This window comes from Chitinimonas violaceus, assembly GCF_052601015.1.
This window is the reverse complement of the sequence record NZ_JBQXDJ010000029.1, coordinates 1-25,300: the sequence shown is the minus strand read 5'-3', so window position 1 is coordinate 25,300 and position 25,300 is coordinate 1. Positions and strand designations below refer to the sequence as shown.

The 25,300-nt window shown below is 54.3% G+C and carries 19 protein-coding genes; 6 read left to right on the top strand and 13 right to left on the bottom strand.

Going from position 1 to position 25,300, the window contains the following annotated elements; translation table 11 throughout:
- Window positions 1-40: 40 nt before the first annotated feature.
- From ACUHMQ_RS11490 to ACUHMQ_RS11460, 7 genes are all read right to left on the bottom strand, one after another.
- Window positions 41-1,153, bottom strand: coding sequence for an ABC transporter ATP-binding protein (locus tag ACUHMQ_RS11490; protein ID WP_445295603.1), 1,113 nt, complete (start codon window positions 1,151-1,153; stop codon window positions 41-43).
- Window positions 1,154-1,227: 74 nt separating this feature from the next.
- Window positions 1,228-1,866 (bottom strand): carbohydrate ABC transporter permease, encoded by a 639-nt coding sequence (locus ACUHMQ_RS11485; protein WP_445295602.1) that lies wholly within the window; start codon window positions 1,864-1,866, stop codon window positions 1,228-1,230.
- Between the two features lie 52 nt (window positions 1,867-1,918).
- Complete coding sequence (locus tag ACUHMQ_RS11480; protein WP_445295601.1) at window positions 1,919-2,107, bottom strand: hypothetical protein; 189 nt, start codon at window positions 2,105-2,107, stop codon at window positions 1,919-1,921.
- Entirely contained in the window at window positions 2,100-3,011 is a 912-nt protein-coding gene (locus ACUHMQ_RS11475) for a carbohydrate ABC transporter permease (RefSeq protein WP_445295600.1), read from the bottom strand. Before ACUHMQ_RS11475 ends, ACUHMQ_RS11480 begins: the two co-directional genes overlap by 8 nt.
- 114 nt (window positions 3,012-3,125) lie before the next feature.
- A complete protein-coding gene (locus ACUHMQ_RS11470; RefSeq protein WP_445295599.1) occupies window positions 3,126-4,367 on the bottom strand; it encodes an ABC transporter substrate-binding protein in 1,242 nt (413 codons plus the stop codon).
- 428 nt (window positions 4,368-4,795) lie between these two features.
- On the bottom strand, window positions 4,796-6,199 hold the full coding sequence (locus ACUHMQ_RS11465; RefSeq protein WP_445295598.1) for a sensor histidine kinase: 1,404 nt from the start codon (window positions 6,197-6,199) through the stop codon (window positions 4,796-4,798).
- Complete coding sequence (locus tag ACUHMQ_RS11460) at window positions 6,200-6,871, bottom strand: response regulator transcription factor (protein ID WP_445295597.1); 672 nt, start codon at window positions 6,869-6,871, stop codon at window positions 6,200-6,202.
- 244 nt (window positions 6,872-7,115) lie between these two features.
- Between ACUHMQ_RS11460 and ACUHMQ_RS11455 the strand changes: the two genes are divergently transcribed.
- Together ACUHMQ_RS11455 and ACUHMQ_RS11450 are read left to right on the top strand one after the other, a co-directional pair.
- The gene (locus ACUHMQ_RS11455) at window positions 7,116-9,818 is read left to right on the top strand and encodes a DUF2339 domain-containing protein (RefSeq protein WP_445295596.1); all 2,703 of its coding nucleotides are present in this window, start codon (window positions 7,116-7,118) and stop codon (window positions 9,816-9,818) included.
- 236 nt (window positions 9,819-10,054) lie between these two features.
- Window positions 10,055-11,779, top strand: a complete 1,725-nt coding sequence (locus ACUHMQ_RS11450; protein WP_445295595.1) for a vWA domain-containing protein — start codon at window positions 10,055-10,057, stop codon at window positions 11,777-11,779.
- A gap of 88 nt (window positions 11,780-11,867) precedes the next feature.
- On the opposite strand, the gene ACUHMQ_RS11445 is transcribed toward ACUHMQ_RS11450, so the two are convergent.
- Window positions 11,868-12,953 carry a TFIIB-type zinc ribbon-containing protein gene (locus ACUHMQ_RS11445; RefSeq protein ID WP_445295594.1) on the bottom strand — a complete coding sequence of 362 codons (1,086 nt, stop codon included), beginning with the start codon at window positions 12,951-12,953 and terminating at the stop codon, window positions 11,868-11,870.
- Window positions 12,954-13,420: 467 nt separating this feature from the next.
- Between ACUHMQ_RS11445 and ACUHMQ_RS11440 the strand changes: the two genes are divergently transcribed.
- The gene (locus tag ACUHMQ_RS11440) at window positions 13,421-13,579 is read left to right on the top strand and encodes a hypothetical protein (protein WP_445295593.1); all 159 of its coding nucleotides are present in this window, start codon (window positions 13,421-13,423) and stop codon (window positions 13,577-13,579) included.
- Between the two features lie 145 nt (window positions 13,580-13,724).
- Here ACUHMQ_RS11440 and ACUHMQ_RS11435 read toward each other — a convergent pair whose 3' ends face one another.
- The 5 genes from ACUHMQ_RS11435 to ACUHMQ_RS11415 all read right to left on the bottom strand — a co-directional run bounded on the left by ACUHMQ_RS11435 (window position 13,725) and on the right by ACUHMQ_RS11415 (window position 21,756).
- On the bottom strand, window positions 13,725-14,837 hold the full coding sequence (locus ACUHMQ_RS11435) for an SPFH domain-containing protein (RefSeq protein ID WP_445295592.1): 1,113 nt from the start codon (window positions 14,835-14,837) through the stop codon (window positions 13,725-13,727).
- A 412-nt stretch (window positions 14,838-15,249) separates the two neighbouring features.
- Window positions 15,250-16,320: a tRNA 2-thiouridine(34) synthase MnmA gene (mnmA, locus tag ACUHMQ_RS11430; RefSeq protein WP_445295591.1), complete on the bottom strand. Its 1,071-nt coding sequence runs from the start codon at window positions 16,318-16,320 to the stop codon at window positions 15,250-15,252.
- Window positions 16,313-16,831: an NUDIX hydrolase gene (locus tag ACUHMQ_RS11425; RefSeq protein WP_445295590.1), complete on the bottom strand. Its 519-nt coding sequence runs from the start codon at window positions 16,829-16,831 to the stop codon at window positions 16,313-16,315. Before ACUHMQ_RS11425 ends, mnmA begins: the two co-directional genes overlap by 8 nt.
- Window positions 16,832-16,954: 123 nt before the next feature.
- Complete coding sequence (cphA, locus tag ACUHMQ_RS11420; RefSeq protein WP_445295589.1) at window positions 16,955-19,525, bottom strand: cyanophycin synthetase; 2,571 nt, start codon at window positions 19,523-19,525, stop codon at window positions 16,955-16,957.
- 68 nt (window positions 19,526-19,593) lie between these two features.
- Entirely contained in the window at window positions 19,594-21,756 is a 2,163-nt protein-coding gene (locus tag ACUHMQ_RS11415; RefSeq protein ID WP_445295588.1) for a cyanophycin synthetase, read from the bottom strand.
- Window positions 21,757-22,035: 279 nt separating this feature from the next.
- Here ACUHMQ_RS11415 and ACUHMQ_RS11410 point away from each other — a divergent pair, with 279 nt between their 5' ends.
- From ACUHMQ_RS11410 to ACUHMQ_RS11400, 3 genes are all read left to right on the top strand, one after another.
- On the top strand, window positions 22,036-24,300 hold the full coding sequence (locus ACUHMQ_RS11410) for a cyanophycin metabolism-associated ABC transporter (protein ID WP_445295587.1): 2,265 nt from the start codon (window positions 22,036-22,038) through the stop codon (window positions 24,298-24,300).
- A gap of 12 nt (window positions 24,301-24,312) precedes the next feature.
- Window positions 24,313-24,783: a cyanophycin metabolism-associated DUF1854 family protein gene (locus tag ACUHMQ_RS11405; RefSeq protein ID WP_445295586.1), complete on the top strand. Its 471-nt coding sequence runs from the start codon at window positions 24,313-24,315 to the stop codon at window positions 24,781-24,783.
- A gap of 152 nt (window positions 24,784-24,935) precedes the next feature.
- A complete protein-coding gene (locus ACUHMQ_RS11400; RefSeq protein ID WP_445295585.1) occupies window positions 24,936-25,181 on the top strand; it encodes a hypothetical protein in 246 nt (81 codons plus the stop codon).
- Window positions 25,182-25,300: the final 119 nt, after the last annotated feature.

Genomic DNA, 25,300 nt, shown 5'->3' with positions numbered 1-25,300 from the left:
CCAGCTATTTCAGCAACGGATAAACCTAACGGGTCGGTGATCACGCCAACCGCTTCTCCGTCGCGGGGTCGAACAACAAAGCTTTGGTGGGGTCCAACACCAACTCGACGGAATCACCCGGGTTACCGGCAGCACGGGGATGGCAACGCGCCACGGTTTTGACCCCGTTTAGGTTCACCGTCACGAGCGTATCCGGCCCCGTGGGTTCGGTTATCGCCACCGTGGCTTGCAATGTCTGCAATTCGGAACGATCCCGATGGGCGCTATCCGGATCAGTCAGCTGCTCAGGACGAATGCCTAGAATCACCTGCTGGCCAATAAAAGCACGCTGTGCATCGGTGATCGGCCCCAATCTGATGCGTGATGCGATATAACCGTTATCGAGTGTCACCATCGCCTGGCCATATTCCTCTGCCAGTTGCACCGGAATGAAGTTCATTGAAGGTGATCCGATAAAACCCGCCACATACAGGTCGGCAGGTTCATCGTAGATTTGCTGAGGCGATCCGAATTGGCGCACTTCGCCATCCTTCATTACGGCAATCCTGTCCCCCAGCGTCATGGCCTCGATCTGGTCATGCGTCACATACACAATCGTGGTGCCCAAACGCTGATGCAGCAGTTTGATTTCGGTACGCATCTCCACACGCAGCTTGGCATCGAGATTGGACAGCGGCTCATCAAACAGGAACAAGGTCGGGTTCCGCGCCAAGGCGCGCCCCATAGCCACACGCTGACGCTGCCCACCTGACAACTGGCTGGGTTTACGGTCGAGCAGATGTTCAATCTGCAGGGTCTTGGCAACCCGGGCGATAATCTGGTCCTGCTCGTCGCGCGAAACCTTGCGGATCTCAAGACCAAACGCAATGTTCTTGCGCACGCTCATATTGGGGTAGAGCGCATAGCTCTGAAACACCATGGCAATGTCTCGATCCTTGGGCGACAACTTGTTCACCACACGGTCGGCAATCGCGATTTCACCAGAGGTAATATCGTCCAGTCCGGCAATCATGTTCAGCAGCGTCGATTTACCGCAGCCCGATGGTCCAACAAGAATCAGGAACTGTCCCTTCTCGATTTCGAGATCGATACCCTTGAGGATATGCGTGTCGCCGTAACTCTTCTTGACGTTGCGAATACTGAGTGCGCCCATTTCAATTCTCCGAGTGAAGCCTGATTTAAGGTGTTGGGTGAAGCCAGCCCACCCGACTCCTCAATCCCGCCCATTTAGCCTTTGACTGCGCCGGCGGTCAGGCCACGCACAAAATATTTTCCGCCGATGGCATAGACAATCAGCGTCGGCAACGCCGCGATGATGGCTGCGGCCATATCCACGTTGTACTGCTTCACCCCAGTAGAGGTATTGACCAGATTGTTCAGCGCAACAGTGATCGGCTGGCCATCTCCCGAACTGAAGATCACACCGAACAGGAAGTCATTCCATATCTGCGTGGTCTGCCAGATCAAACAAACCATGATGGTAGGCACCGAAATCGGTAGCAATATCTTGAAGAAGATGCGGAAGAAACCCGCGCCATCGATCCGCGCCGCCTTTACCAACTCCGACGGTACGGTGACGTAGTAATTCCGGAAGAACAATGTGGTGAACTGCAGACCATAGATAACGTGCACCAGCACCAGCCGTGCGGTACTGTTCTCAATCTCAAGCATGCTCAGTACTTGGGCCATCGGTAGAATAATTACCTGGAACGGCAGGAAAGTACCGATGAGCAGCAGCAGGAAAAAGGTATCCGATCCTTTGAAGCGCCACATCGACAGGATGTAACCATTAAAGGCGCCAACCAGCGTCGAGATCAGTACAGCAGGCACCATCATCTTCAAGCTGTTGATGAAATAGGGCGACATACCTGCGCATTCCATGCCTGTACAGGCACTGCTCCAGGCAGCCTTCCAGGCGTCAAAGCTGATCGCCCCCCGGCATAGACAACAAATTGCCGGTACGAACTTCATCAAGCGACTTGAGACTCGTGCTGAGCATGACAAACAACGGCGCCAGGTAAAAGAGAGCCATCAACCCCAATGCGGCATAGATGGCGCAACGCGCGACTTTCGCGCCCGGCGTTTGGTGATAGGCGAGATTAGCCACGACGCTCTCTCCGCAATTCGGAATACAGGAATGGCATCACCACGGCGGCAACGGTAAACAACATCATCATGGCGCTGGCGGCACCCAAGCCAAGCTGGCCACGGCTAAATCCGTGCTGATACATAAAGATGGAAGGCAGGTCGGTGGCGAAACCCGGGCCACCCGCCGTCAAGGCCATCACAAGGTCGAAGCTCTTCACGGCAATATGCGCCAGAATCATGAAGGCGCTGAGGAATACAGGGCGCAGGCTTGGAATAATGATGCGGCGATAGATAGTGGGCAATGAAGCACCATCCATCTGCGCTGCTTTGATAATGCTATCGTCCACACTGCGCAAACCGGCCAGGAACAACGCCATCACAAATCCCGACGATTGCCAGATACCGGCAATGACTACTGTATATATGGCGAAATCCGGGTTGATGATCCAATCGAATACGACATTGTTGAATCCCCAGTCGTGCAAAAGCTTTTCAATACCCAGCCCCGGATTGAGTATCCATTTCCAGGCAGTACCGGTAACGATAAAACTTAGTGCCATTGGGTATAGGTAGATCGTCCGAATCGCTCCTTCTCCGCGGATCTTCTGATCCAGCAACACAGCCATGATCAAGCCGATCGCCAATCCAAAGAAAACGAACAAACCACCGAAAACGGCCAGGTTCTGCATGGCAGTCCACCAGCGGTCGTTACCGAACAGTTCGACATATTGGACCATCCCTGCCCATTCATATTTGGGCAAGAGACGTGATTCGGTAAACGAGAGCCAGGCAGTCCATCCAATAAAGCCGTAGAACCCGACCAGACAGGCGACTACCGTTGGGGCAATAACCAATTTGGGCAGGATCGTATCGGCAAAACGGCTGAACGAAAAACCTGGCGCGCCTTGACCGGAAGCTGTCATGGCGTTTCCTTTGACTTGGGTTGGGAGAAAATAAAAAACATTGCCGATGAACCGAGGGTCCATCGGCACTGTTGTGGTCTCATGCTAGCGAGTAAGAAATTAACCGGAGGGGGCTTACTTCTTCTTTGCGGCTTCCAGTAGTTTGGCTACCGCTTCTTTGCTGGTCATATTTGAATTCATGAAGCTCGATACCACATCCTGAATCGCACCTTGGGCAGCTGAAGGCTGCGCCATCTGGTGAGCGAAGGATGGCACCAGCCCTGCAGACTTGTTGGTAGCGACAAAGTCGGCAGCGGACTTCTTGGCGCACTCATCAAACTTGCTCATGTCGTGGCCAAGACGGACAGGGATTGAACCCTTGTTCTGGTTGAACACTTCCTGGAACGGTGTCGATAGAATCGTCGAAGCAAAATCGTTTGCCGGCTTCATGTCCTTGTTCTTTTGCGCAAAGACAATGAAAGAATCGACATTGAATGTAAATGCATTCGCGGTGCCCGGTGCGGGCAGGCAGAGGTAATCCTTACCGGCCTCCTTGCCTGCTGCGGCGAATTCACCCTTCGCCCAGTCACCCATAAACTGCATGGCTGCCTTGCCGTTAATGACCATCGCAGTTGCAAGGTTCCAGTCACGGCCTGGCATATCCTTGTCCATGTGCTTACGCACCATACGCAGGGTGTCGAAGGCTTTGATGGTGGTCGGGCTATTGATTGTCGCCGGGTCCAGCTTCACGAAAGCCTTGTTGTAGTAAGCAGGGCCACCTACACCAAGTGCCACAGATTCAAACACGGTATTGTCCTGCCAAGGCTGGCCACCATGCGCCACGGCGACAAAACCCGCCTTTTCAATCTTGGTCGCGATAGCGTCGAACTCATCCCAGTTCTTAGGCGGTTGAACCCCAACCTTCTTGAATACTTCCGGGTTTGTCCACATCCAGTTGACGCGGTGCACATTCACCGGCACAGCAACATAGTGGCCCTTGTACTTCATCACATTGGCGACTACCGGCGGCAGAAGGGTGTCCCACTTCTCTGCAGCCGATACGGTATCCAGATTAGCCAACACGCCCTCGGCAGCCCACTCCTGAATCGCAGGGCCTTTGACTTGAGCAGCAACCGGTGGATTACCCGATACCACGCGGGTCTTCAGCACCGTCATCGCGTTGTCGCCACCGCCACCAGCCACAGCGAAGTCCTTCCAGGTGTGACCGCGCGCTTCAATCATCTTCTTTAATTCGGCAGCGGATTTAGCTTCACCACCGGAAGTCCACCAGTGTAGAACCTCAACAGTGCCAGCGGCTGCGGGAAGAGAAAACGCACAGGCGGCGACAAGCGCCAAGGTCAGGCGACGGGGTTGCATCGATCTCGCTCCTAGTTGGAATAATTGGCCGCTCAATGTGGTGGAGCGGCGACTCGAAATATAAGCGATCCATGTCAGTTTTGTGAAGCAATTTAGTAAGTATTACGTAAGCTTTCTGTTATCAAAAATTAAATATTTCATAGAAATACAATGTAAAACAGACACCTACAAAACAAGCAATCGCTTGATTAATAATAAGAAAATATAGAGCATTAGCTCTTATTTGGTATCAAAAACGACCAGAAAATGTATGGAAGAACGCACGATCGAACATGGGTAAATGCGCACAAAAGCTCTTCAACCGATTACCAAACCGATAGAACCCAATCATGTATAGCGGTAGTTGATAAGAGCTACAAAGACAATGCGCTCTGGCAGCCGCTCTCATCAAAAAAGATGAGGCAACTTTGATAGAGGGATGAGCCTGATCAAGCCAACCGGAAATGAACCGATACCTTGACCCCTTGAGGGGTGTTATCAGCCAACTTCACTTCGGCATGATGGCGACGTGCGATTTCCTGGACGATGGCCAACCCCAGGCCGCAACCTTTGCCCTGCCCTTCCATACGCCCACGGTAAAAACGCTCGAATACCAGATCTCGTTCTTGCAGGGGAATGCCGGGGCCATTGTCTGCAATCTGTACTGTGGCCACAGCACCTTCGTCGAAGACATTGATGTCCACCCTGCTCCCAGCAGGACAATACTGAATCGCGTTGTCGATCAGATTACTCAGCAATTCGCGTAACAAGGCTTCGTGCCCGCTCACCGTCAACTGACTCGGAACACTGTCCAGGCCCAGGTCAATGTGCTTTGCCAAAGCATGCGGCACGGCTTCCATCGCCACATCACGGGCAAGACGGGCAAGATCAACTGACACATAGGGCAGTTGCGCTTCCGGCTCCGCGCGGGCCAGTGCCAGCAATTGATTCACCAATCTGATGGCACGCGCCACACTGGTTTCGACCAGACCCAGACGCTGGTTCAGTTCAGTATGATCCGGCACAACTTGGCTCAACTCCCCCCGCGCCAGCTCTGTCTGCGATTTCAAACCGGCCAGAGGAGTCCTGAGCTGATGCGCAGCATCCGCAATAAAACGCCGCTGATTGGCTACCTGAGCATTTACTTCACCCAACAGGCCGTTGATTGCCCTAGCCAATGCCCGGACTTCCTCAGGTGCGTCCTCGACTTCCAGCAATGCGAGATCACGTGAGGAGCGATTCTCAACCAGGTTGCGCAGATGCCGTAGCGGCATGAGACCGCGGCTGATACCCATCCATACCAGCAGACTGGTCAAAATAAGAAGTATCGACAAGGGCAACACAGTATCGACGAAGATCTCGCGCGCCAGTTGCGTACGCAGGGCCGTACTTTTGGCAACCTGCACCAACATTGCCTGTGGATGTTTGGCGCTGCCAACAGGCAGATAGAGCGCCGCCACACGCACCGCCTTGCCATTCATTACGCCATCGTAGAAATAAGGCTGGTTATAGGCCCTGCCTAATGATGCAGGCGCTGCTGGTACCGCTTTCTCACCCAGAATAAAAGCGCCGGGCGGCGTACTGACGGTGTAATAGAGCCGGTCGCTCGGGTCTTCCTCAAGAATCTCCCTGGCTGCGCGAGGAAAGTCGATGTACAGCCCCTCACCCAGCGGCTTGACCAAACGGGCCAGCGCCCGGCTAGACCCCGCCAGACTGCGGTCGATCACCTCATTGGCGTAACGTAAAGCTACGGAATATGTAATAAAGGCCGCGGTCAACCACAGCACCAGCTGGGGCAACAACAACCAGATCAGCAACTGCCGGCGTAGCGACAGCGTAGCAGCACGGGACACTCAGCCCCCTCTTGCATCCAGCAGATAACCCAAGCCACGTACCGCCCGCACGCCAACCCCGGCTGGCTCGATCTTCTTACGCAATCTGTGCACATACACCTCAATCGCGTTCACACCCAGGTCCTCGCCACCCAGTTCAGCCGCTATCTGTTCCTTGGTAACCACCTTCTCAGAATTGGTCAGCAATACATCCAGCACCGCCAACTCGCGAGCAGAGAGGTCCAGAGGACTATCTCCCACCCAGGCGCGTTGGCCGCTGCGGTCCAATCGCAAATCGCCAAAACAAGCCTCATCACGCCGCCCCTCACGCGCTCTGCTCCGCCGTAACAATGCACGTAGGCGGGCTTCGAGTTCGACAAACTCAAATGGCTTGGCCAGATAATCATCTGCCCCCGCGTCCAGGCCAGCTACTCTGTCTTCCACACCATCCAATGCGGTCAACAGCAAAATGGGTAAAGTGGATTTCTGGGCACGTACTTCGCGCAAGACATTCAACCCATCCTGACTGGGCAAGCCGATATCCAACACCACCACATCAAAGTCCGTACTCAACAGCCGTTGTGCAGCCAGCTTTCCATCAGTTTCATGTTCGACTTCGAATCCAAGCCGCACCAAGCTGGTCAATAACGCATCAGCCAGGACAGCATCGTCTTCTGCAAGAAATAGTTTCATGGCAATTCAAACCATTGTGAATGTCGTAATGGAAAGGACCGACAAAGAAAAAGGTATAGCGTTCACCACGCAGCATACCTGTCGTGTCACTGCACTGCCCACAGAGACATAGCAGCATGCCGATTCTATGCCCCTTTCACATCGGTTTGCAGCCAGAAGCCTATGTCTCGCCTAGGGCCCCGCTGTATTGCCTTGTTGGCAACAGTCGACCACCATGTAGTACATCCAATCAAGGAGCAGGTAGATGGCGCTGTTGGGTTTATGTATCGGGTTATTGCTGGGAGGGTTGTTTTGGCATGGCTCGGGAAGCGTCATCGGCGCGATACTTGGGTGGTTGATTGGCCGAGAACGTGAGCAACAGAATACGCTGCGCAAATTGGCCGAACGACTTGCTAAATTAGAAACCAACCAAGTCAAACAAGCAGCGGCCCAAACCAACCAACTCATCGCATCTGAATCTGTACAGCAACCTGATCTCCCCATCACCCCAGTAGCGCCAGCATCCCCTGTTACTGAGGCAGTTGAAACTCCTGAGCCGGCAACTACTATCCCACCCGTTCCACCTCTGCCGATACCTGCGTCCCAACCTAGTCCTGAACGCCATACATCCACAGTCGTCCCCATCTCGGCAGACAACCCAGTATTACGCTGGCTGTTACATGGGAATCCTGCGGTCAAAGTCGGCGTATTGCTGCTATTGATGGGTGCAGCATTCTTACTCAAGTATGCCGCTCAGCACGTCAGTATTCCTTTAGAGATCCGCTACCTCAGTGTGTTGGCTGGTGCAGGGCTTGCTGCAGCGTTCGCTTGGCGACAGCGCAATACCAAACCTGACTTTGCCCATGCATTGTTGGGAGGAGCATTGGGGGTAGGTTTTCTAACTATTTTCAGTGCCTTTCGCTTACATCATCTAATCCCCGATGGGGCGGCCTTTGCCTTGCTGGCCGGGCTCGCCGCCCTGGCTGGCGCACTGGCTGTCAAACAATCCGCCCAATCTCTTGCGCTTATCGGGCTGGCCGGGGGCTTCCTTGCACCTATTTTGACGAGTACCAACCAAGGCAGCCATGTTGCCCTGTTTACCTACTACGCCATACTCAACCTCGGCATTGCTTGGGTTGCCCAGGCGCGTGCGTGGCGTGGACTGAATGTATTGGGCTTTCTGTTCACCTTCGTCATTGGAACGGCATGGGGTGTATTGCGATACCAGCCGGTGAATTTTTCGAGTACTGAGCCGTTCCTCATTGGCTTCTGGCTGTTTTACCTAGGTCTGGCTATTGCATTCACCTACCGACGCCAAACCGAACACCTAGCCAATCTTGGCGCCTTGGTACGTGATCCCGTCGACGCCACCCTGGTGTTCGGTGTCCCTCTGGTAGGTTTCGGGCTGCAAACTGCATTGGTTGAAGGCAATGCACCCATGTTGGCCTGGTCTGCCGCCAGCATGGCCGTGGTCTATGCGTGTGGTTGGCAGGTATTACGCCAGCGGCCTGCTATGGCGCTACTTGCACAAGCTTTTTGCGTGTTGGCCGTCGGTTTTGCAACGGTCACCATCCCCTTGGCGATGGGGGTTTACTGGACCTGTGCCAGCTGGGCACTGGAAGGAGCGGGACTCATATGGCTCGGCTGCCGCCAGGACCGCAGGTTGAGCCGCATCACCGGCTACTTGCTTATCGCCGCATCCGGCCTGATTGCCTTGGTGCAGCTGCGCGACCTTTCCTTTGGTGAATCGTGGCTGACCAACGCATTGGTTGCCTGCACAATGGTTCTGGTTGCAAGCTGGCTCGCAGGCGCCGCCATATGGCGTAACCGGCCACAGTCCCCCCATCTAGCCCTGCTTGGCTGGGGGCTATTGATATGGCTGGCCGGCAGCATGATCACCGTATTGCAGTTTGCACCCCGGCCATTTGACATCGCCATTACTGTCGGATTGTTCGCAGGTACCGTTGCCGTCAGCACCTGTCTGGCTCAACCTTTGAAATGGCCGGCTTTACGACTCCCCCTTGTAGGGCTTGCACCAGCGTTAGGTCTGGTTTTACTGCACGCTGCACAGCAACAAGCCACACCACTGCAGGATGCGGGTTGGCTAGCATGGCCCTTGGCCATATGCGTACAGGTAGGAGCACTGCGTTACGACGAAACAGTATTGCCAGAAACGGGGCGGCGCTTTGCTCATGTCACCGGCACTTGGCTGTTCAGCCTGTTACTGATCTGGACGTTGGCTGATGCCACAAGCCGTTTGGGTAGCGGATCGGCGTGGCCATGGCTAGGGGCGCTGGCTGGTACAGGAATGCTGTTAGTTGGCTTAACCAGTACCTGGCTGTACGCATATTGGCCTGCCAGGAATTACCAGCATGAATATCAATGGCAGATCCCATTACCAATGGTATGGCTTGGCTTCGGCATTTTGCTGATTGCACCCTGGGCCAGTACAGGTGATGCCACACCTGTCACCTATATCCCATTACTCAACCCACTTGACCTGGGTTGGTTAGTGGTTGCCTATGGCTTAGTCCGCTGGCTACGGCACCCCTTCATCAACAACCAGCTTGCTTCCCATCACGCTGCAATACAAGCCGCGTTGGGCATGGCGTTATTCAACTGGTTGAACAGTCAGCTGGCACGAGCGTTCCATCATTTGGCGGATGAGCCCTTCCAAGCATCGGCGCTTTGGCAAGACAGCAGTTATCAGGCTGCATTGTCATTGCTTTGGACGCTTTGCGCCTTTACTGCCATGTTGCTCGCTAAATGGCGTCGTCGGCGGTCCTTGTGGCTAGTTGGAGCCGGGCTGATCGGCGCGACGGTTGTCAAACTCTTCCTCGTCGACTTGGCTGATGCAGGGGGTATGGCGCGTATCGTTTCCTTCCTGGGTGTCGGCTTGTTGCTAGTGATAATTGGCTATCTGGCGCCGGCCCCCAGCGCAGAACAAGACGAAACCACACCCCCCTGAATTTGTCCTGCCCTAAGAACTGGTTCAAAGTCTCGCGAGCTAAGGCAAGACAAGGCAAAAACACCCGAAGAAGCGGAGTTTACGAGTGGTAAATGAGCATTCCGAGGTTGTTTTCAACGCCGTATTGCTGACGCGTAGCAAACTGTGAACCGGTTCTAAACCAACCAGACAGAAACTTCACCCCAATTCCGCCCCTGCTTCGTTCAATTGCGTGTTCGCCAACTGGAGATACCCCTATGTATCGCGCTACCCGCCATTGTTCCGTGCTTTGTGCAGCTTTGGTGCTGATGGCTTGCTCACAGACCATGCCCCCATCGGGAGGAACCCTCACCCCCGCGTCCGAAAAAGCAGAGGCGGCACCTGCCTCGACAAATGCCCAAATGGTGCATCGACCTCAAGCTGCGCCAGCTGCACCGCCCCTACCATCGATCGCCAAGATGAGTGCACCTGTAGCCGCAGGCTTGCAGAAGCCCTACCTGCGATCCGCACCACCGAATGCCGACCTGATCACCACGATTCGGGAAGAGGACAGAGAGCGCTATCAGAAGGTAGAGCGGCACGGCATTGTGAGTGTGGCTGAACAGCCTGTTTCCACCTTCAGCATTGATGTGGACACTGGCAGTTACAGTAATTTGCGCCGCTTTCTCAATGAAGGGCGTTTGCCACCACGCGATGCGGTACGGGTGGAAGAGTTGGTCAATTACTTTCCCTATGACTATCCACGCCCTAAGGGAGACCGCCCATTTGAGGTAACCACAGAATTGGCTGCCACGCCGTGGAACCCCAATACGTTGTTACTGCGTATAGGCATCCAGACAGCAGACCCGGCCAAAGACAGCCTGCCCCCGGCCAACCTGGTGCTGCTCATTGATATATCGGGTTCGATGAATTCCCCCGAAAAGCTACCGCTGCTGAAAAACGCATTGAAATTGTTCGTGCAACAGCTGCGCCCACAGGACAAGCTATCTATTGTCACCTATGCCAGCGGTGAAGCTATTGCATTGCCACCTACTTCGGGCAATGACAAAGCCACCATCCTTGCAGCCATTAGTAATTTGAATGCCAGTGGATCAACCGCCGGCGCTGCCGGTATCCAGATGGCTTACCAGATGGCGGAACAGGGCTTTATGCCCAAAGGTATCAACCGCATCCTGCTGGCTACCGATGGTGACTTCAACGTCGGTATCACCAACTTCGATGCGCTGAAGAACCTGGTGGAAGAAAAACGAAAGTCAGGCGTATCACTCTCTTCACTCGGCTTTGGTACAGGCAATTACAACGAGCAGCTGATGGAACAAATTGCCGATGCTGGCAACGGTGCATATAGCTATATCGATACCCTGCAGGAGGCGCAGAAAGTATTAGTCGATGAGTTCACCTCCACTCTGGCTACCGTGGCAAGCGACGTAAAAATCCAGCTTGAATTCAACCCAACAACCGTAAAGGAGTATCGCCAGATCGGTTTTGAAAACCGTGCTCTTAAGCGGGAAGATTTCAGCAACGACAAAGTGGACGCAGGCGAAATTGGTGCCGGCCACCGAGTGACTGCTTTGTATGAAATCAGCCTTAGCAATCAGAAAGGCAGCCTCGACCCACTGCGTTACCGCATCAATAAACCGCAGCTGACCGGTAAAGATCTCGAGCTTGGTTTCCTTCGGTTGCGTTACAAGTCAGCACAAGGCCAGCCTAGTCAGTTATTGGAATTCCCGATCAGCCGCAGTGCAATTAAACCGGAAATGTCGGGCGACTTTCGTTTCGCTGCCGCTGTCGCCGCATTTGGCCAAAGGCTGAGCGATGGTGGCAAGTATCTGGGCAATTACGATTTCGCCCAGATCCGTACGCTGGCAACCGCTGCACGTGGTGATGACCGCTTCGGATATCGCGGCGAATTCGTACGTATGCTCGGCTTAACGGAAAGCTTGGCGAGTAAGCCCGTAAAAGTAGGAACTACGCAAGAATAAATTCACCCCCGCCAAATAAAACGCCGGGCACAAACCCGGCGTTTTATTTTTTGACACGCAGTAATCCAAGCGACCCGAATACTTCCTATTAATGCCCCCGTAAATACATCAACAAACCCAACACCAACAATACACCTAGTACTGCAAAGGCGATTTTCCATGCCGACCATGGGCGTTCACCCTGTACTTCCCCGGTCTGCCCATTCACTAAAAAGCGCCAGGTCTTGCCCCCATACTGGTAACTCGACAGCCATATGGGCAGCAAAATGTGCTTGAAACGGATTTCCCGATACGAAGGCGACATGGTTTGAATGCGTTGTTGATCGCCACCGATATCGCGGTGAATGGCGCTACGTATTTCAGACTCCATTCGTCCTCTGGCAGCCTCGAACCCTGCTTCCAGCCCTACTTGATAAGCCTCTACCGTAAAGCCCGACAAGTAGTCCTCACGATAGGGTTGCAAGTCGTTCAAACGCCAAGGCTCCAGCTTGTCCAGATAGTCCCGTGGCAACGACTTGCTCGCCGGAACCGTCACGTCATCAAAACTGATATCCACCTCGCCAGAAACCCTTGACCAACGCGTCTGCTGCACTTCACGGGTTTTGCGTTCACCATTCTCAACGTACGACTCAGTCTCGTAGTAGTAATCGCCCCGTTCACCTTGATAAGGGGTATACGTTTCGCTGTCATACGTCCAGTACGGGAGATATATCCCTTGCAAGCCCCTAGCCGCCCTGTACGCCTGTTTGAGCGCATTGGGTGCGAACCATAGTCCTTGCATCCAATCCCGAAATTTCTGGCGCGCTACTTGCTCGGCAATTGAAAACGGCGCTACTGCCTTTGGCCGCAAAGTACGCCCAGCATAAGCATTGCTGGCAATCAACGGGACCGCGCAGAAAGGACAACGGTCGGCGGCAATATTTGCCGCCAGTTGTGAAGCTGCGCCACAACCAGGGCACTTCACCGTTTGTCGTTCAATAGCGGGTTCACTACCGACGGCTTTAGCCAGGAAAGCAGCGTAGTCCAGCTCTTCCACAGCCTCAGCCACCTGATCGGGCAAGGCTTCTGGAATTGGGTTGTTAACGCCACAGTAAGGACAGCTAAGAGAGTGTTGACCAGGTGTAAAGGTCAGCTTGGCACCGCAAGCGGTGCAAGGGAAATAACGCGAACTCATTTTGTTCCAATTTGGTCGAAACGCCTCAAGAAAAAAGCGACGAACGGATTGAAAAATTTACTTACATATCAATAACTTATTACAACATCGTTACGAAAAAGAACTGTCAATCAAAATATATACTTATCCACAACTGGAAATTTGACAAGCAATTGATTATTAATAACAAAAAGAACAATGTAAAAAATAAATATGACAAAGCGTTAGAAAGTCGCGAACATTACGGCTCACGCTTAGTCTGACTACTGATGGCTCGTCTCTTGTCAACAGTAAAGAGAAGCACTAATCAAGAGACGGATTGCCCACAACCACACCCTTTGTGGGTCGTGGGCATTCAGCGTCATGGCGGGTTCGCTAAACCTGGTATCGATTAAATATCTTCATCCAGGTACTGCGTTGGCAGCATTTCAAGCCAGCCAATCGGTGAATCGGCCGGGCGCAGCATAGATTTAGTCAGGAGGATTGCCATGTTCTACTGGACCGTCGCGTTCTTCACCATTTCCATACTGTCTGGCTTACTCGGGTTTGCCGGAAGCACAGGCCTTGTCGCAGACCTGTTGTTACTTATCGGTATGTCGCTGTGTATCGGCTTCATGTTTGCTGAACACAACCCACCACCTCATTAGATATTCAACAGACGCGACGCCTTTGCGGTAATAGCAAGGTGGGCCTTACTGTCACCGCTGACGTAGAAACGATCGTATTTGTAATTTGAAGCAGACAGCGCGCATGAGATTCTTCACCTCTGTATGCGCGCCGGGATTTTGTCACTTATTGTGGTGGGATTGGAGGTGGTGTCTGTGCAAATAAAGACGCCAATTCCGCTTGCTCTCCTGCTGCAGCCCACGCCGCCATTCCTTGCTTCCAGACCAACGTATCCCGCCCTAGCTGGCCAGACTGTGCCTGAGTCTGCAAAGTAGCCAAATCAAAGGGTCCTGTCTGTTGGCCATTCAACGCCACAAAGAAAACTGCACTGGTCGGTAGCGGCGGTGGGGTCGCTACGCCAGATGCTGCCCCAGGCTGGAACAAACCACCCATTGCCTGATTCAGCCCCATACCAACACCCAACCCTATAACACCGCCTACAGTGCCAGGGTTCTGTGCAGCATCGCGTATCGCCTGAGCAGCTTGATATTGACCAAATTGCTGCATGTTGCCAATGGCACGCATTGCACCTTGCTGATCGATGGCTTTTTCCACTTCCTCCGGCAAGCCGATGTCCTGAACCTGAACTTCGGTCAGCACTAAACCAAACTTTTCAAAATCAGCAGCGATCTTCTCACGGATACGCTCACCCAACACAGTGACCTTGCTTTCCAGATCGATCACGGGAACGCCGGCTTCCGGCATCACCTCCTTAATACGGGTGCCTACCTTACCGCGTAGATTCTCTTCGATATCACCGACGGTAAAGTCCGCTTTGGTACCGACCAAATCCACAAGCATGGTTTTAGGGTCTTTGACGCGAATTGCATAAAGCCCGAAAGAAGTGACTCTCACCACACCAAATTCCGGATCACGCATGGTGGCCGGACCTGGGGTACCCCACTTCAGATCAGTGAAGATGCGGGTATTAAAGAAATAAACTTCAGCCTTGAAGGGAGAGTTGAAACCGTACTTCCAGCCTTTAATCGTCGCCAGGATCGGCATGTTCTCAGTACTGAGCGTATACATGCCAGGCCCGAACACATCGGCCACCTGTCCTTTGCCCAGCTGGCCTTCATTGACCATAACGGCCAACTGACCTTCGCGAACGGTAAGTTTGGCGCCCATCTTGATTTCGTTCTGATACCGCTCAAAACGGTGCACCAATACGTCAGGCCGATCCTCCATCCATTCAACGATATCAATGAATTCGGCGGTCAGTTTGTTCCATAAACTCATACTGCTTCCCCCTATCGAGGATTGAATGATCATGCCAGAACTTGTTTACGATCTTACAGCCATCACAGCACACCAGATAAAACGGGCCACTCCGGATTCAGCACTGTATTTACTAACTTCTCAACAACCACTTACAACGAATCGTAAACAGATGCTTAGACTACAAGCTGAATCAAAGTTTCTGATTCAGCAATGTGTAGTAATACCCTAATACATGCGATTAGCATACAAGAGATAGCGCCAGCAAGGGCGGCAAAACGCCCAATGGTTTTCACCTTTTCCTAGCTTTCCTGGCGAGGCATTGAACAAGTTTCAAGAGCTTGTTCAAGATCTGTCGTGAGCAGCTGTTAGCAGGGCTTTTGAGCACCACATGAACCCTGAGCACCGCTGTGCAGAAGACTTTGAACAGACTCTAAATGATTACGCCCCCACCCAGGCATACGGGCCCATCGTACAAAACCACTGACTGGCCTGGGGTAACCGCCCACTGCGGCTCGGTAAAATGGACACGAGCGATGCCATTCTCGATACCGACCAATTCACAAGCGGCATCTGCCTGGCGATATCGTGTCTTGGCTGTATAACGTCCAGGAACCGGTGCCGTGTCCGCTATCCAACTCAGTTGATCTGCTTCCAAGCTATTCTTCAATAGCAGCGGGTGGTCATGTCCTTGCACTACGATCAACTCGTTCTTTTCAATCTCTTTACCAGCCACATACCATGGCTCGCCAGGGCCACCAATGTTCAACCCCTGGCGCTGTCCAAGCGTGTAATACATCAAGCCCATATGCTCACCGACCCGCTTGCCTTCCGGTGTAAGCATCGGGCCTGGCTCTTTCGGCAGATAGCGGTTAAGAAACTCCCGGAAGGGCCGCTCACCAATAAAGCAGATCCCCGTCGAATCTTTCTTGGCATGGTTGGGTAAACCGGCCTCTTCAGCCAACCGGCGTACCTCGGTCTTCTTCAAGCCACCCAAGGGGAACATGGCATGCGACACTTGGTATTGCGAAAGTCGATAGAGAAAATAGCTCTGGTCCTTGCTTTCATCGATTCCACGCAATAGTCGGGTCTTACCATCCGGACCAATATCGGTACGCGCGTAATGTCCCGTGGCAATTTTGCTGGCCCCCATGCTTAGCGCATAATCGAGGAACGCCTTGAACTTGATCTCGGCATTACAGAGCACATCAGGATTCGGGGTTCTGCCAGCCTGATATTCGGCAAGAAAATACGCAAAGACGCGGTCTTTATATTCGCTTGCGAAATTCACCAGCTCTATATCGATGCCGACAATATCAGCTACCGCAATCGCATCGCGTGAGTCTTCCTTGATCGAACAAAACTCATCGTCGTTGTCGTCTTCCCAGTTCTGCATGAATACGCCGAGCAGGTCGTACTCCTGCTGCTTGAGCAAAGAAGCGGTAACGGATGAATCTACGCCGCCGGAAAGACCGACAACGATGCGGGTAGAGGTATTAGTCATAATGGCGTATCAAATCGAGCGGAAAACGCCGCCCTGCGCGGTAATCATCAATGCACTGCAATACCAGGGGGCTACGGTGGTGGTGGCGGCTGGTCTGCACTTCTTCGTAACTCAACCAGACAGCCCGGACAATGCCGTTATCCAGGGTCGCCATAGTGCCATCCTTGGTTTTCCCCGCTGCACCGTTAAGATTTGTCACCGTTATACCTGGAGTAGGTCCCTCGGCATCCAGTGGGGCTGCATAGGCAAAGCGCAAGTATGTCAGCCCCGGCTTTGTCGGTGGCGACCACTGGTAAATACCCACCAGCGCCGTTGGCTTAACAAGGTACGTGGTTTCCTCCTTCGTTTCGCGCACGCAGGCACTCAGTAAGGATTCATCGGGATCGAGGTGGCCAGCTGGCTGGTTAAAACGCAGACCGTCGTCGGTTTCCTCTTCCACCAGTAGAAAACGCCCGTTGTGTTCGATTACAGCAGCAACAGTGGTATTTGGTTTCCAGATGGGGTCAGACACAGCAAAGTCCAAGCATGAAAATGGGAAATCCTTATATGTATCCCCATTGTTGAAAAACACAAAGCCCGCCGATCTTCAGACCAGCAGGCTTGTTAGAACTTGTTCAAAGACGCAGAAAAAGCCTCAGCCCAAAGCAACCTGCTTTGCGATATAGGCTAGCGCTTCCTCAACCTGGTCGACCAGGATCAAGCACAAATCACCTGCTTGCAGCCGTGCCAAGGCAGTGTCGATCGCCACAAACTCGCCCCGAATTTCCGCAACGTATTCAGTACATGGCGCCCCCTTAAGGCCTTCACGCAGCAAGCCAATCACTTCGCCATCAAGGCGGCCTCGTTGGCAGGCATCCTGGTAGAGCAGCACTTCTTCAAAAGCCGCACCCAGAATCTGGGTCTGCTGGCGGATATCATCATCGCGCCGGTCACCAGCACCACTGATCACTACTGAGCGTCGCTTCGCTGGAATAGCCTTTACAGCCTGAACCAGCGCCAGCATGGCATCAGGGTTATGGCCATAGTCCGCAATTACTGTTGCACCACGATAATTGAACAGATTGAATCTGCCCGGCGCGTTATTGGTATCATTAGCGAAATTCGCCAAACCAAATGCAATAACCTTCCAATCCAGATTCAATGCCCATGCTGCAGCGACGGACGCCATGACATTCTCGACCTGGAAGCTGATGCTGCCACCATGCGTGATAGGTATCTCTTTCAACGCAATCGCATAACGGAAGCTCCCCTCCGCTGCGATAATCTGGCTGTCCTCGACATAAACAACCTTCTTGCCCTGAGTACGCTGGGTAACCATCATCGGGTTGTGCCCGTCTGCCGCAAAAAAGATCACTTCGCCCTGGGAGTGTGCTGCCATGTTCGCCACCAATGGATCAGCAGCATTGAGCACCGCCGTACCATTGGGCGAAACATTCTGCACGATCACCCGTTTGAGCACCGCCAAGTCTTCGACCGTCGTGATGTAATTCAGGCCCAGGTGATCACCCATGCCGATATTCGTTACCACCGCCACTTGGCAGCGATCGAACGCCAAACCCTCCCGTAACGCACCACCACGAGCCGTTTCAAAAACAGCGGCATCCACATCAGGGTGCATCAATACATTGCGGGCGCTGCGTGGACCGCTGCAATCACCGCTATCGATCTGCTTTCCGTTGACGTAGACGCCATCGGTATTGGTCATACCAACCCGTAAGCCGCTTTGCGCAATCAAATGAGTAATCAAACGTACCGTGGTGGTCTTGCCATTGGTGCCCGTCACCGCCACGACAGGGATACGACCATCGTCACCATGGCCGAATAACTCCGTAACAATCGCTTCGCCAACAGCGCGGCCCTTGCCATAGGAAGGGCTTAAATGCATACGCAGTCCAGGCGCGGCATTCACTTCGACGATACCACCGCCCTGCTCTTCCAAAGGCTTGAGCACACTATCGCAAACCATGTCCACACCACAGATATCCAGCCCAACCATCTTGGCGGCAGCAACTGCACGTGCGGCCACTTCGGGGTGAACATCGTCCGTTACATCAGTAGCGGAACCACCAGTACTGAGATTGGCGTTATTGCGCAACACGACACGCTGGCCCTTGGCGGGAACTGAATCCGCACTCAAACCCTGCACAGCCAGACGCGCCAAAGCAATGTCGTCAAACCGGATCTTGGTCAGCGAAGTGGAGTGGCCTTCGCCACGTCGTGGATCGGTATTTACCTGATCGACCAACTGGCGCACCGTATGCACGCCATCGCCGATCACTTGCGGAGGGTCACGTCGAGCAGCGGCAACCAGCTTGTCGCCCACCACCAACAACCGGAAGTCATGCCCCGGTAGATAACGCTCGACCATGATGTCATCACGGAATTCACGCGCTGACTTATAAGCAATTTCCAAATGATTCCGAGTGACGATATTCACCGTCACTCCCTTGCCCTGATTGCCATCCTGGGGCTTGACCACAACAGGCAAACCGATCTCCGTAGCAGCAACCCATGCATCTTCGGCATCACGCACCGGCCGACCAAGCGGCACCGGCACACCAGCCGCGTGTAACAAGGTCTTGGTAAGCTCTTTGTCCTGCGCAATCGCCTCTGCAATCGCACCGGTACGATCAATTTCCGCGGCCTGAATCCGGCGTTGTTTGCTCCCCCAACCAAACTGCACCATGCTGCCTTGCGTCAAACGGCGAATCGGAATACCCCGCGCCACGGCCGCATCAACAATCGCACCGGTACTGGGACCAAGACGTTCATCTTCATCCAGCTCACGCAGCCTCGCCAATGCATCCGCCAAGTCAAACGACGTGTCGTCAAGCGCTGAAACGCAAAGCGACAGCGCCAACTCGAAAGCCAACTTACCCACGGCCTCCTCGCTGTACTCAACCACAACCTGGAACACACCGGGCTCTACCGTCTGGACGGTACGACTGAAAGTCACAGGACAACCTGCCTCTTCCTGCAAACCCAGCGCTGCTAATTCCAACGCATGTGCAATCGATACTGGGTCTTCGTGCCCCATGGGCTGCATTATCGCAAGGTCAGGGAAACTGGCACGCAGGCGAGCTTCAAAGCCAGGGATGTTGGCAATGGCACATTCGGTTTCGCTGCAGGCAACCACCGCCTCGATAACCGTATGCCGACTCCACAGATTGGGGCCGCGCAAAGCGCGGATACGTGAAACTTCCATTCGTGCTTATCCTAAAACGTAAAACGGCGGCACTATCAGCACTGCCAAATTGGCTTATCCAGCCGGGCTCAGCCCTGGCCCGACTCGCTGACAAAGGTTTCAATACCGACGCCTATCAACTCAAGCGGCAAATTCATGGCCCATGCCGCGGCCACTGCGGCCAGCAAGGTGCCACGGGTCAAGTTCCCACTCTTAGGCGAGATGCCAAGTCGGGTTTCTTCTGAGCCGTGCACCAGCAACCACTCACCAGCGCGAATAAATACCGCACGCCTTCCTTGAGCAAGGTGTTCCACCACAGCTGGCAATGCAGCATCCTGGCTATAGAGGATCACCTCGCCATCACACAAATCCGCCAACTCAAGCACACGTTCATCGTCGGCATTCAAAACCGCCGCGCCGCTAGGCAACACTACGTCAACCTGAGTACGCAACACGTTGTAATGCTGGTCGTCATCACTGATATAAAACTTGGCCAACGCTTCGACACCATTGGAATCGGTCACCACACCCACATCACAGCGGTCGTAACTCAGACCTTCCTGCAAAATGGTCTCAGCGCTGTTTTCAAATACAGCGGCTTGTACCGTCCGGTTGATAAGGAGACGTTGGCCCGCTTGTAACGTTGTGCCATCGCCCGAATCGAAACGACGACGGTCGAGGAAAAGCCCTTCCTTGCAAGCCAGGCCGGTATGCAGACCGAACAGTTGAATCAGCCGGGCGATCAGCTTGGCAACCTGCTGGGTCTGTTCAGTACCACAAACGCCAACGACAGGAATACGACCTGCGCTCGTGCTGCTATCGGGGAACAGATGGTCCACAATCGCACGGCCGACAGGCTGGGCTTCGCCACCGGCAGGCTTCAGATGCATCAATAGTCCAGGACCGGCATTGACCTCGACCACCGCACCACCCTGCTCATCAAGCGGACGGCCAATATCCTCGGCAACCACATCAACCCCGGCGATATCGAGGCCAACAATGCGGGTGGCTAACGCCACAGTCGCCGCAACGTCCGGGTGTACCAGATTGCTGACTTCATAAGCGACATTGCCGTTACGTTGGATCAATACGGCCTGGTCAACTGCCGGTATCGACTTCGCAGTCAGGTCCTGGCGCGCCAAATCATTCTGGATGGCCACATCGTCGTCGATATCGATACGGCTTAATGGAAACGCTTCAGCATCACCACGGCGTGGGTCGCTGTTCAGTTGGCGCTCCACCAGCTCGGCCACGGTCGCAACCCCATCACCCTTCACCCACGCTGTTTCACCGCGCGCGGCAGCAACAACTTTGCCCCCCACTACCAAGAGGCGGTGTTCGTTACCGGGGATGAAACGCTCAACCAGCACTTCGCTGCCGTGCCGCTCGGCAAAGTGATAGGCCGCCTCAATATCGGCCCGTTCTCTTACATCCAGCGTCACGCCACGGCCATGGTTACCGTCCGTCGGCTTAACTACGACTGGCAGGCCAATATCCTGCGCTACTTCCCAGGCGGCCTCCGGGCTATCGACTACTTCGCCTTCCGGCACGGGCACGCCACACGCCTTCAATAGCCGGTTGGTCATGTCTTTGTCGCTGGAGATACCTTCTGCAATCGCGCTGGTCTGGTCAGTTTCTGCCGTCCAGATGCGCCGTTGGTTGACGCCATATCCAAGCTGAACCAGATTGCCGCTGTTAAGGCGGATATAAGGAATACGCCGCTCGGCTGCTGCATCGACAATGGCTGCCGTGCTGGGGCCAAGGTGGTGCGTATCGATCAGATCACGCAGTTGGGCGACGGTAGCCGTCACATCATAGGGTTGGTCCTCGACTGCCGCCATGACCAGATCGCGCGCAGCATGGATAGCTGCAATACCCACCTTCTCGTTACGAGCACGCACCGCAACCTTGTAGATACCGGGTTTGTCCGGACCTACCCCACGCGCCTTGCCAAATCCCACTTTCAGGCCCGCGAGATTCTGTAGCTCAATTGCAACATGTTCCATGATATGGCCGGCCCATGTGCCCTCACGCAAGCGCTGCAAAAACCCGCCACGCTCCCCAACCCCGCAGCGGTGCTCTATCAGACCGGGCAGCCAATCAGTCAAGCGTTCATAAAAACCAGGGATGGTATTGGAGGGCGCATCTTCTAGCGCGCCAATATCGACCCAAGCCTCGACAACTGGCCGATAGGTCCAGATATTTGGGCCGCCCAGATAAGCGACGCGGAGAAACTCGATATTTTTCTTCATGATCCAATAATCAAGGGAAAGGCAGACACGCGTCCATCCATTCGCGAGCGAGCCGGTAACAGGACAAATTCGGTGAGCGCAGGGGCGCGGGTATAATCGCGAATACTGAGCTACGCAAGCTTAAGCTTGGCTTAATTAGATCAGACTACGCTGATTTACCTCGCCAATCGTCGCCTGCATCACCTTGCGCAACCATGACGTTTACATTGCCAGAGAGCATTGCGCAATCCTTGTCACCAACCCGAGTCATGCTGCCTTGACTCCAGTAAGTAACCCCTAATGATATTCGAACACGCTGCCAATGCTGTAATCCCGCATCCGCTCCCCGATACATGGCGAGCCGATGCCGCAGCTCAACTGGGGGCCAATGAACAGCTGGTCGGCTGGGTCGAGCATGATCTCGACAACCGCTTGCACTTCGACAATGGCCTCCTTGTGCTGACCAATCGCCGGTTGCTGAGCAAACCCGCCGGGCAAACCGACTGGATTAGTTTCCCGCTTCGCCAAGGGTTGACGCTAAGCCAACATGACCATGCCGGTGTCGCCAGTCTTGAACTTCAAGATAGCACTGGAAGACTCGCCTTGTGGCGCTACACCCTGGGTAACAGCCCTGCGGCACTACGCCTGATCGATCAATTCCAGCAGCAACTGCAAAGCGTACTGACCGGCATCCCGGTAGAGCCTGCAACAAAGAATCTATGCCCCAAGTGCAAGGGCGAATTGGACCCCGATACCGAGGAATGTCCCGTCTGCACCCGGGAGATTCACCAACCGCCATCGACCTGGACCCTATTACGGCTCTGGCGCTTCGCCAAACCCTACCAAGGCCAGTTGTTGGCGGGGTTTTTGTTGATGCTCGGATCAACCGCCGCCACCCTGGTCTCCCCTTACCTGACCATGCCGCTTATGGACAAGGTGTTGATCCCTTTCCAGAACGGCGAACACATCAACCCTGAGACCGTAGCGTTCTACCTTTCCGGCATGTTGGGCGCAGCGCTGGTGTCGTGGGGCTTGGGCTGGGGGAAGACTTATATTCTTGCCTTGGTCAGTGAACGCATCAGCGCCGACCTTCGCACCACCACCTACGAGCATCTGCTGCAACTCTCACTGGAGTACTTCGGTGGCAAACGTACTGGCGATTTGATGTCGCGCATCGGTTCGGAATCGGACCGTATCAGTGTGTTCCTGTCCCTGCATGCGCTGGACTTCATCACCGACGTGTTGATGTTGCTGATGACCACGCTCATCCTTTTCAGCATCAACCCCTGGCTTGCCCTCGCCACGCTGATCCCTCTACCGATCATCGCCTGGATGATCCACATGGTGCGCGACCGTCTGCGTACCGGCTTCGAGAAAATCGACCGCACCTGGGGCGAGGTAACCAGCGTACTGGCCGACACCATTCCCGGGATCCGCGTCGTGAAGGCATTTGCGCAGGAGGAACGCGAAGCGCTGCGTTTTCGCGAAGCCAACAAACATAACCTTGCTATCAACGACAAGTTGAACAAAGTCTGGTCGATGTTCTCGCCCACGGTGTCGCTGCTTACCGATACCGGCCTACTCGTGGTCTGGGCCTTCGGCATTTGGCTGATTGCCCACCAAGATGTCACCGTCGGTACGCTTACCGCCTTTTTAGCTTATATCGGCCGCTTCTACGGCCGGCTCGACTCGATGAGCCGCATCGTGTCGGTTACCCAGAAAGCCGCTGCTGCTGCAAAACGCATCTTCGACATCCTCGACCATGTCTCAAACGTACCGGAACCCACCAAGCCCGTGGCACTGGGTACCGTAAAAGGCCAGATCGCACTGCGTGACATCCGATTCCGCTACGGCAACCGTGCTGTCATCAAGAATCTCTCCCTTACCCTCCAGCCAGGGGAGATGGTTGGCTTGGTCGGCCACAGTGGCTCTGGCAAGAGCACCCTGGTGAACCTGATCTGCCGGTTCTACGATGTCAGCGAGGGCGCCATCCTGCTCGATGGCACCGATATCCGCTCGCTGACAGTCAGCAGCTTCCGCCGCAATATCGGTCTGGTACTGCAGGAGCCCTTCCTGTTCTTTGGCACCATTGCCGAGAACATCGCCTACGGCAGGCCCGATGCCAGCCGGGAAGAGATCATCGCCGCGGCAAGAGCCGCCCATGCGCATGAATTCATCCTACGCTTGCCCCTAGGCTACGACTCCTTGGTCGGTGAACGCGGCCAAGGTTTGTCGGGCGGCGAACGCCAGCGCATCTCGATTGCCCGCGCGCTCCTGATTGACCCTCCGATTCTTATCCTGGATGAGGCTACTTCGTCCGTCGATACCGAAACGGAAAAGGAAATCCAGAAAGCGCTCGATAACCTGGTGCGTGGCCGCACCACCATTGCCATCGCCCACCGCCTGTCTACGTTGCGGCAAGCCGATCGGCTAGTGGTTATGGACCGCGGCGAAATCGTCGAGGTCGGCCCGCACAGTGAGCTGATGGCGCGAGAAGGTGCCTACTACAGGCTGTACGAAGCCCAGGCACGCAATGTCGATACCGACCCCGATGACAGCGAATAAGCGGGAATATATATGACCCAATCCACTTTCCAACTGCAACGCAACGTGTTTGGTCGTCTGGTGCTCGAGTCACCCGATATTGGCAGGCACGAGGGCGTCGTCCCTGTTCGGGCATTCCCGGTTGCCGAACCCGATAAGGGCATCTCACTGATCAATACCGATGGGCACGAAGTCGGCTGGATTGATCATCTGAGCGAACTGCGTGAAGACCAGCGCAAACTGGTTCAAGAGGAGTTGGCCAACCGCGAATTCATGCCTGAGCTGCAACAGCTGATCGCCGTCTCAAGTTTCGCCACGCCCAGCACCTGGACAGTCCTTACCGACCGGGGCAACACCCAGTTGATCCTGAAAGGAGAGGAAGATATTCGCCGGCTGGGACGGGATGGGCTCTTGATACTCGACAGCCACGGCATACAGTATCTGATCCGTGACTTGGCTAAGCTGGATAAGAATAGTCGTCGCTTGCTGGACCGTTTTCTCTAGAAACTCCCCATAGTCTCGCAAGCTAGAGCGGAACAAGACGAAAAAGCCGAGGAAGCGACGTTTACAAATGGTAAATGAGTATTCCAGGCATGTTTTCAGCAACGTATCGCTGACTAGCAGCAGACTTGGAATTGATTCCTTGAGGAGCATTCATGCGGCGCAAGCTGCTGTGTCTCGCACTCATCGTATTCAGCCTACTCGCCTCTTTGAGTAAAGCGAGCGCAGGTGCATGTGCTCCGGATCTGCGAATAGTTGCAGACGAGTTTGGTCGTTACTTCTTCCTGAATGCTAATAAGCAGCCCGCCGGAATCGACTATGAAGTACTGACCGAAATTTCCCACCGTATGCGGTGCCAAGTAAAGCTTGAGGTCGAGTCGAATGTGCGCATCATGAGGTAGCCTGAATTCCGTAGACACACCTGATTGGTAAACTTGAGCCAACAGGAGGCTGCGGTGAGTAAGAGAGAAACACAAAGCTATACGTCGGAATACCGAGCGGAAGCCATCAAGTTAGTGCT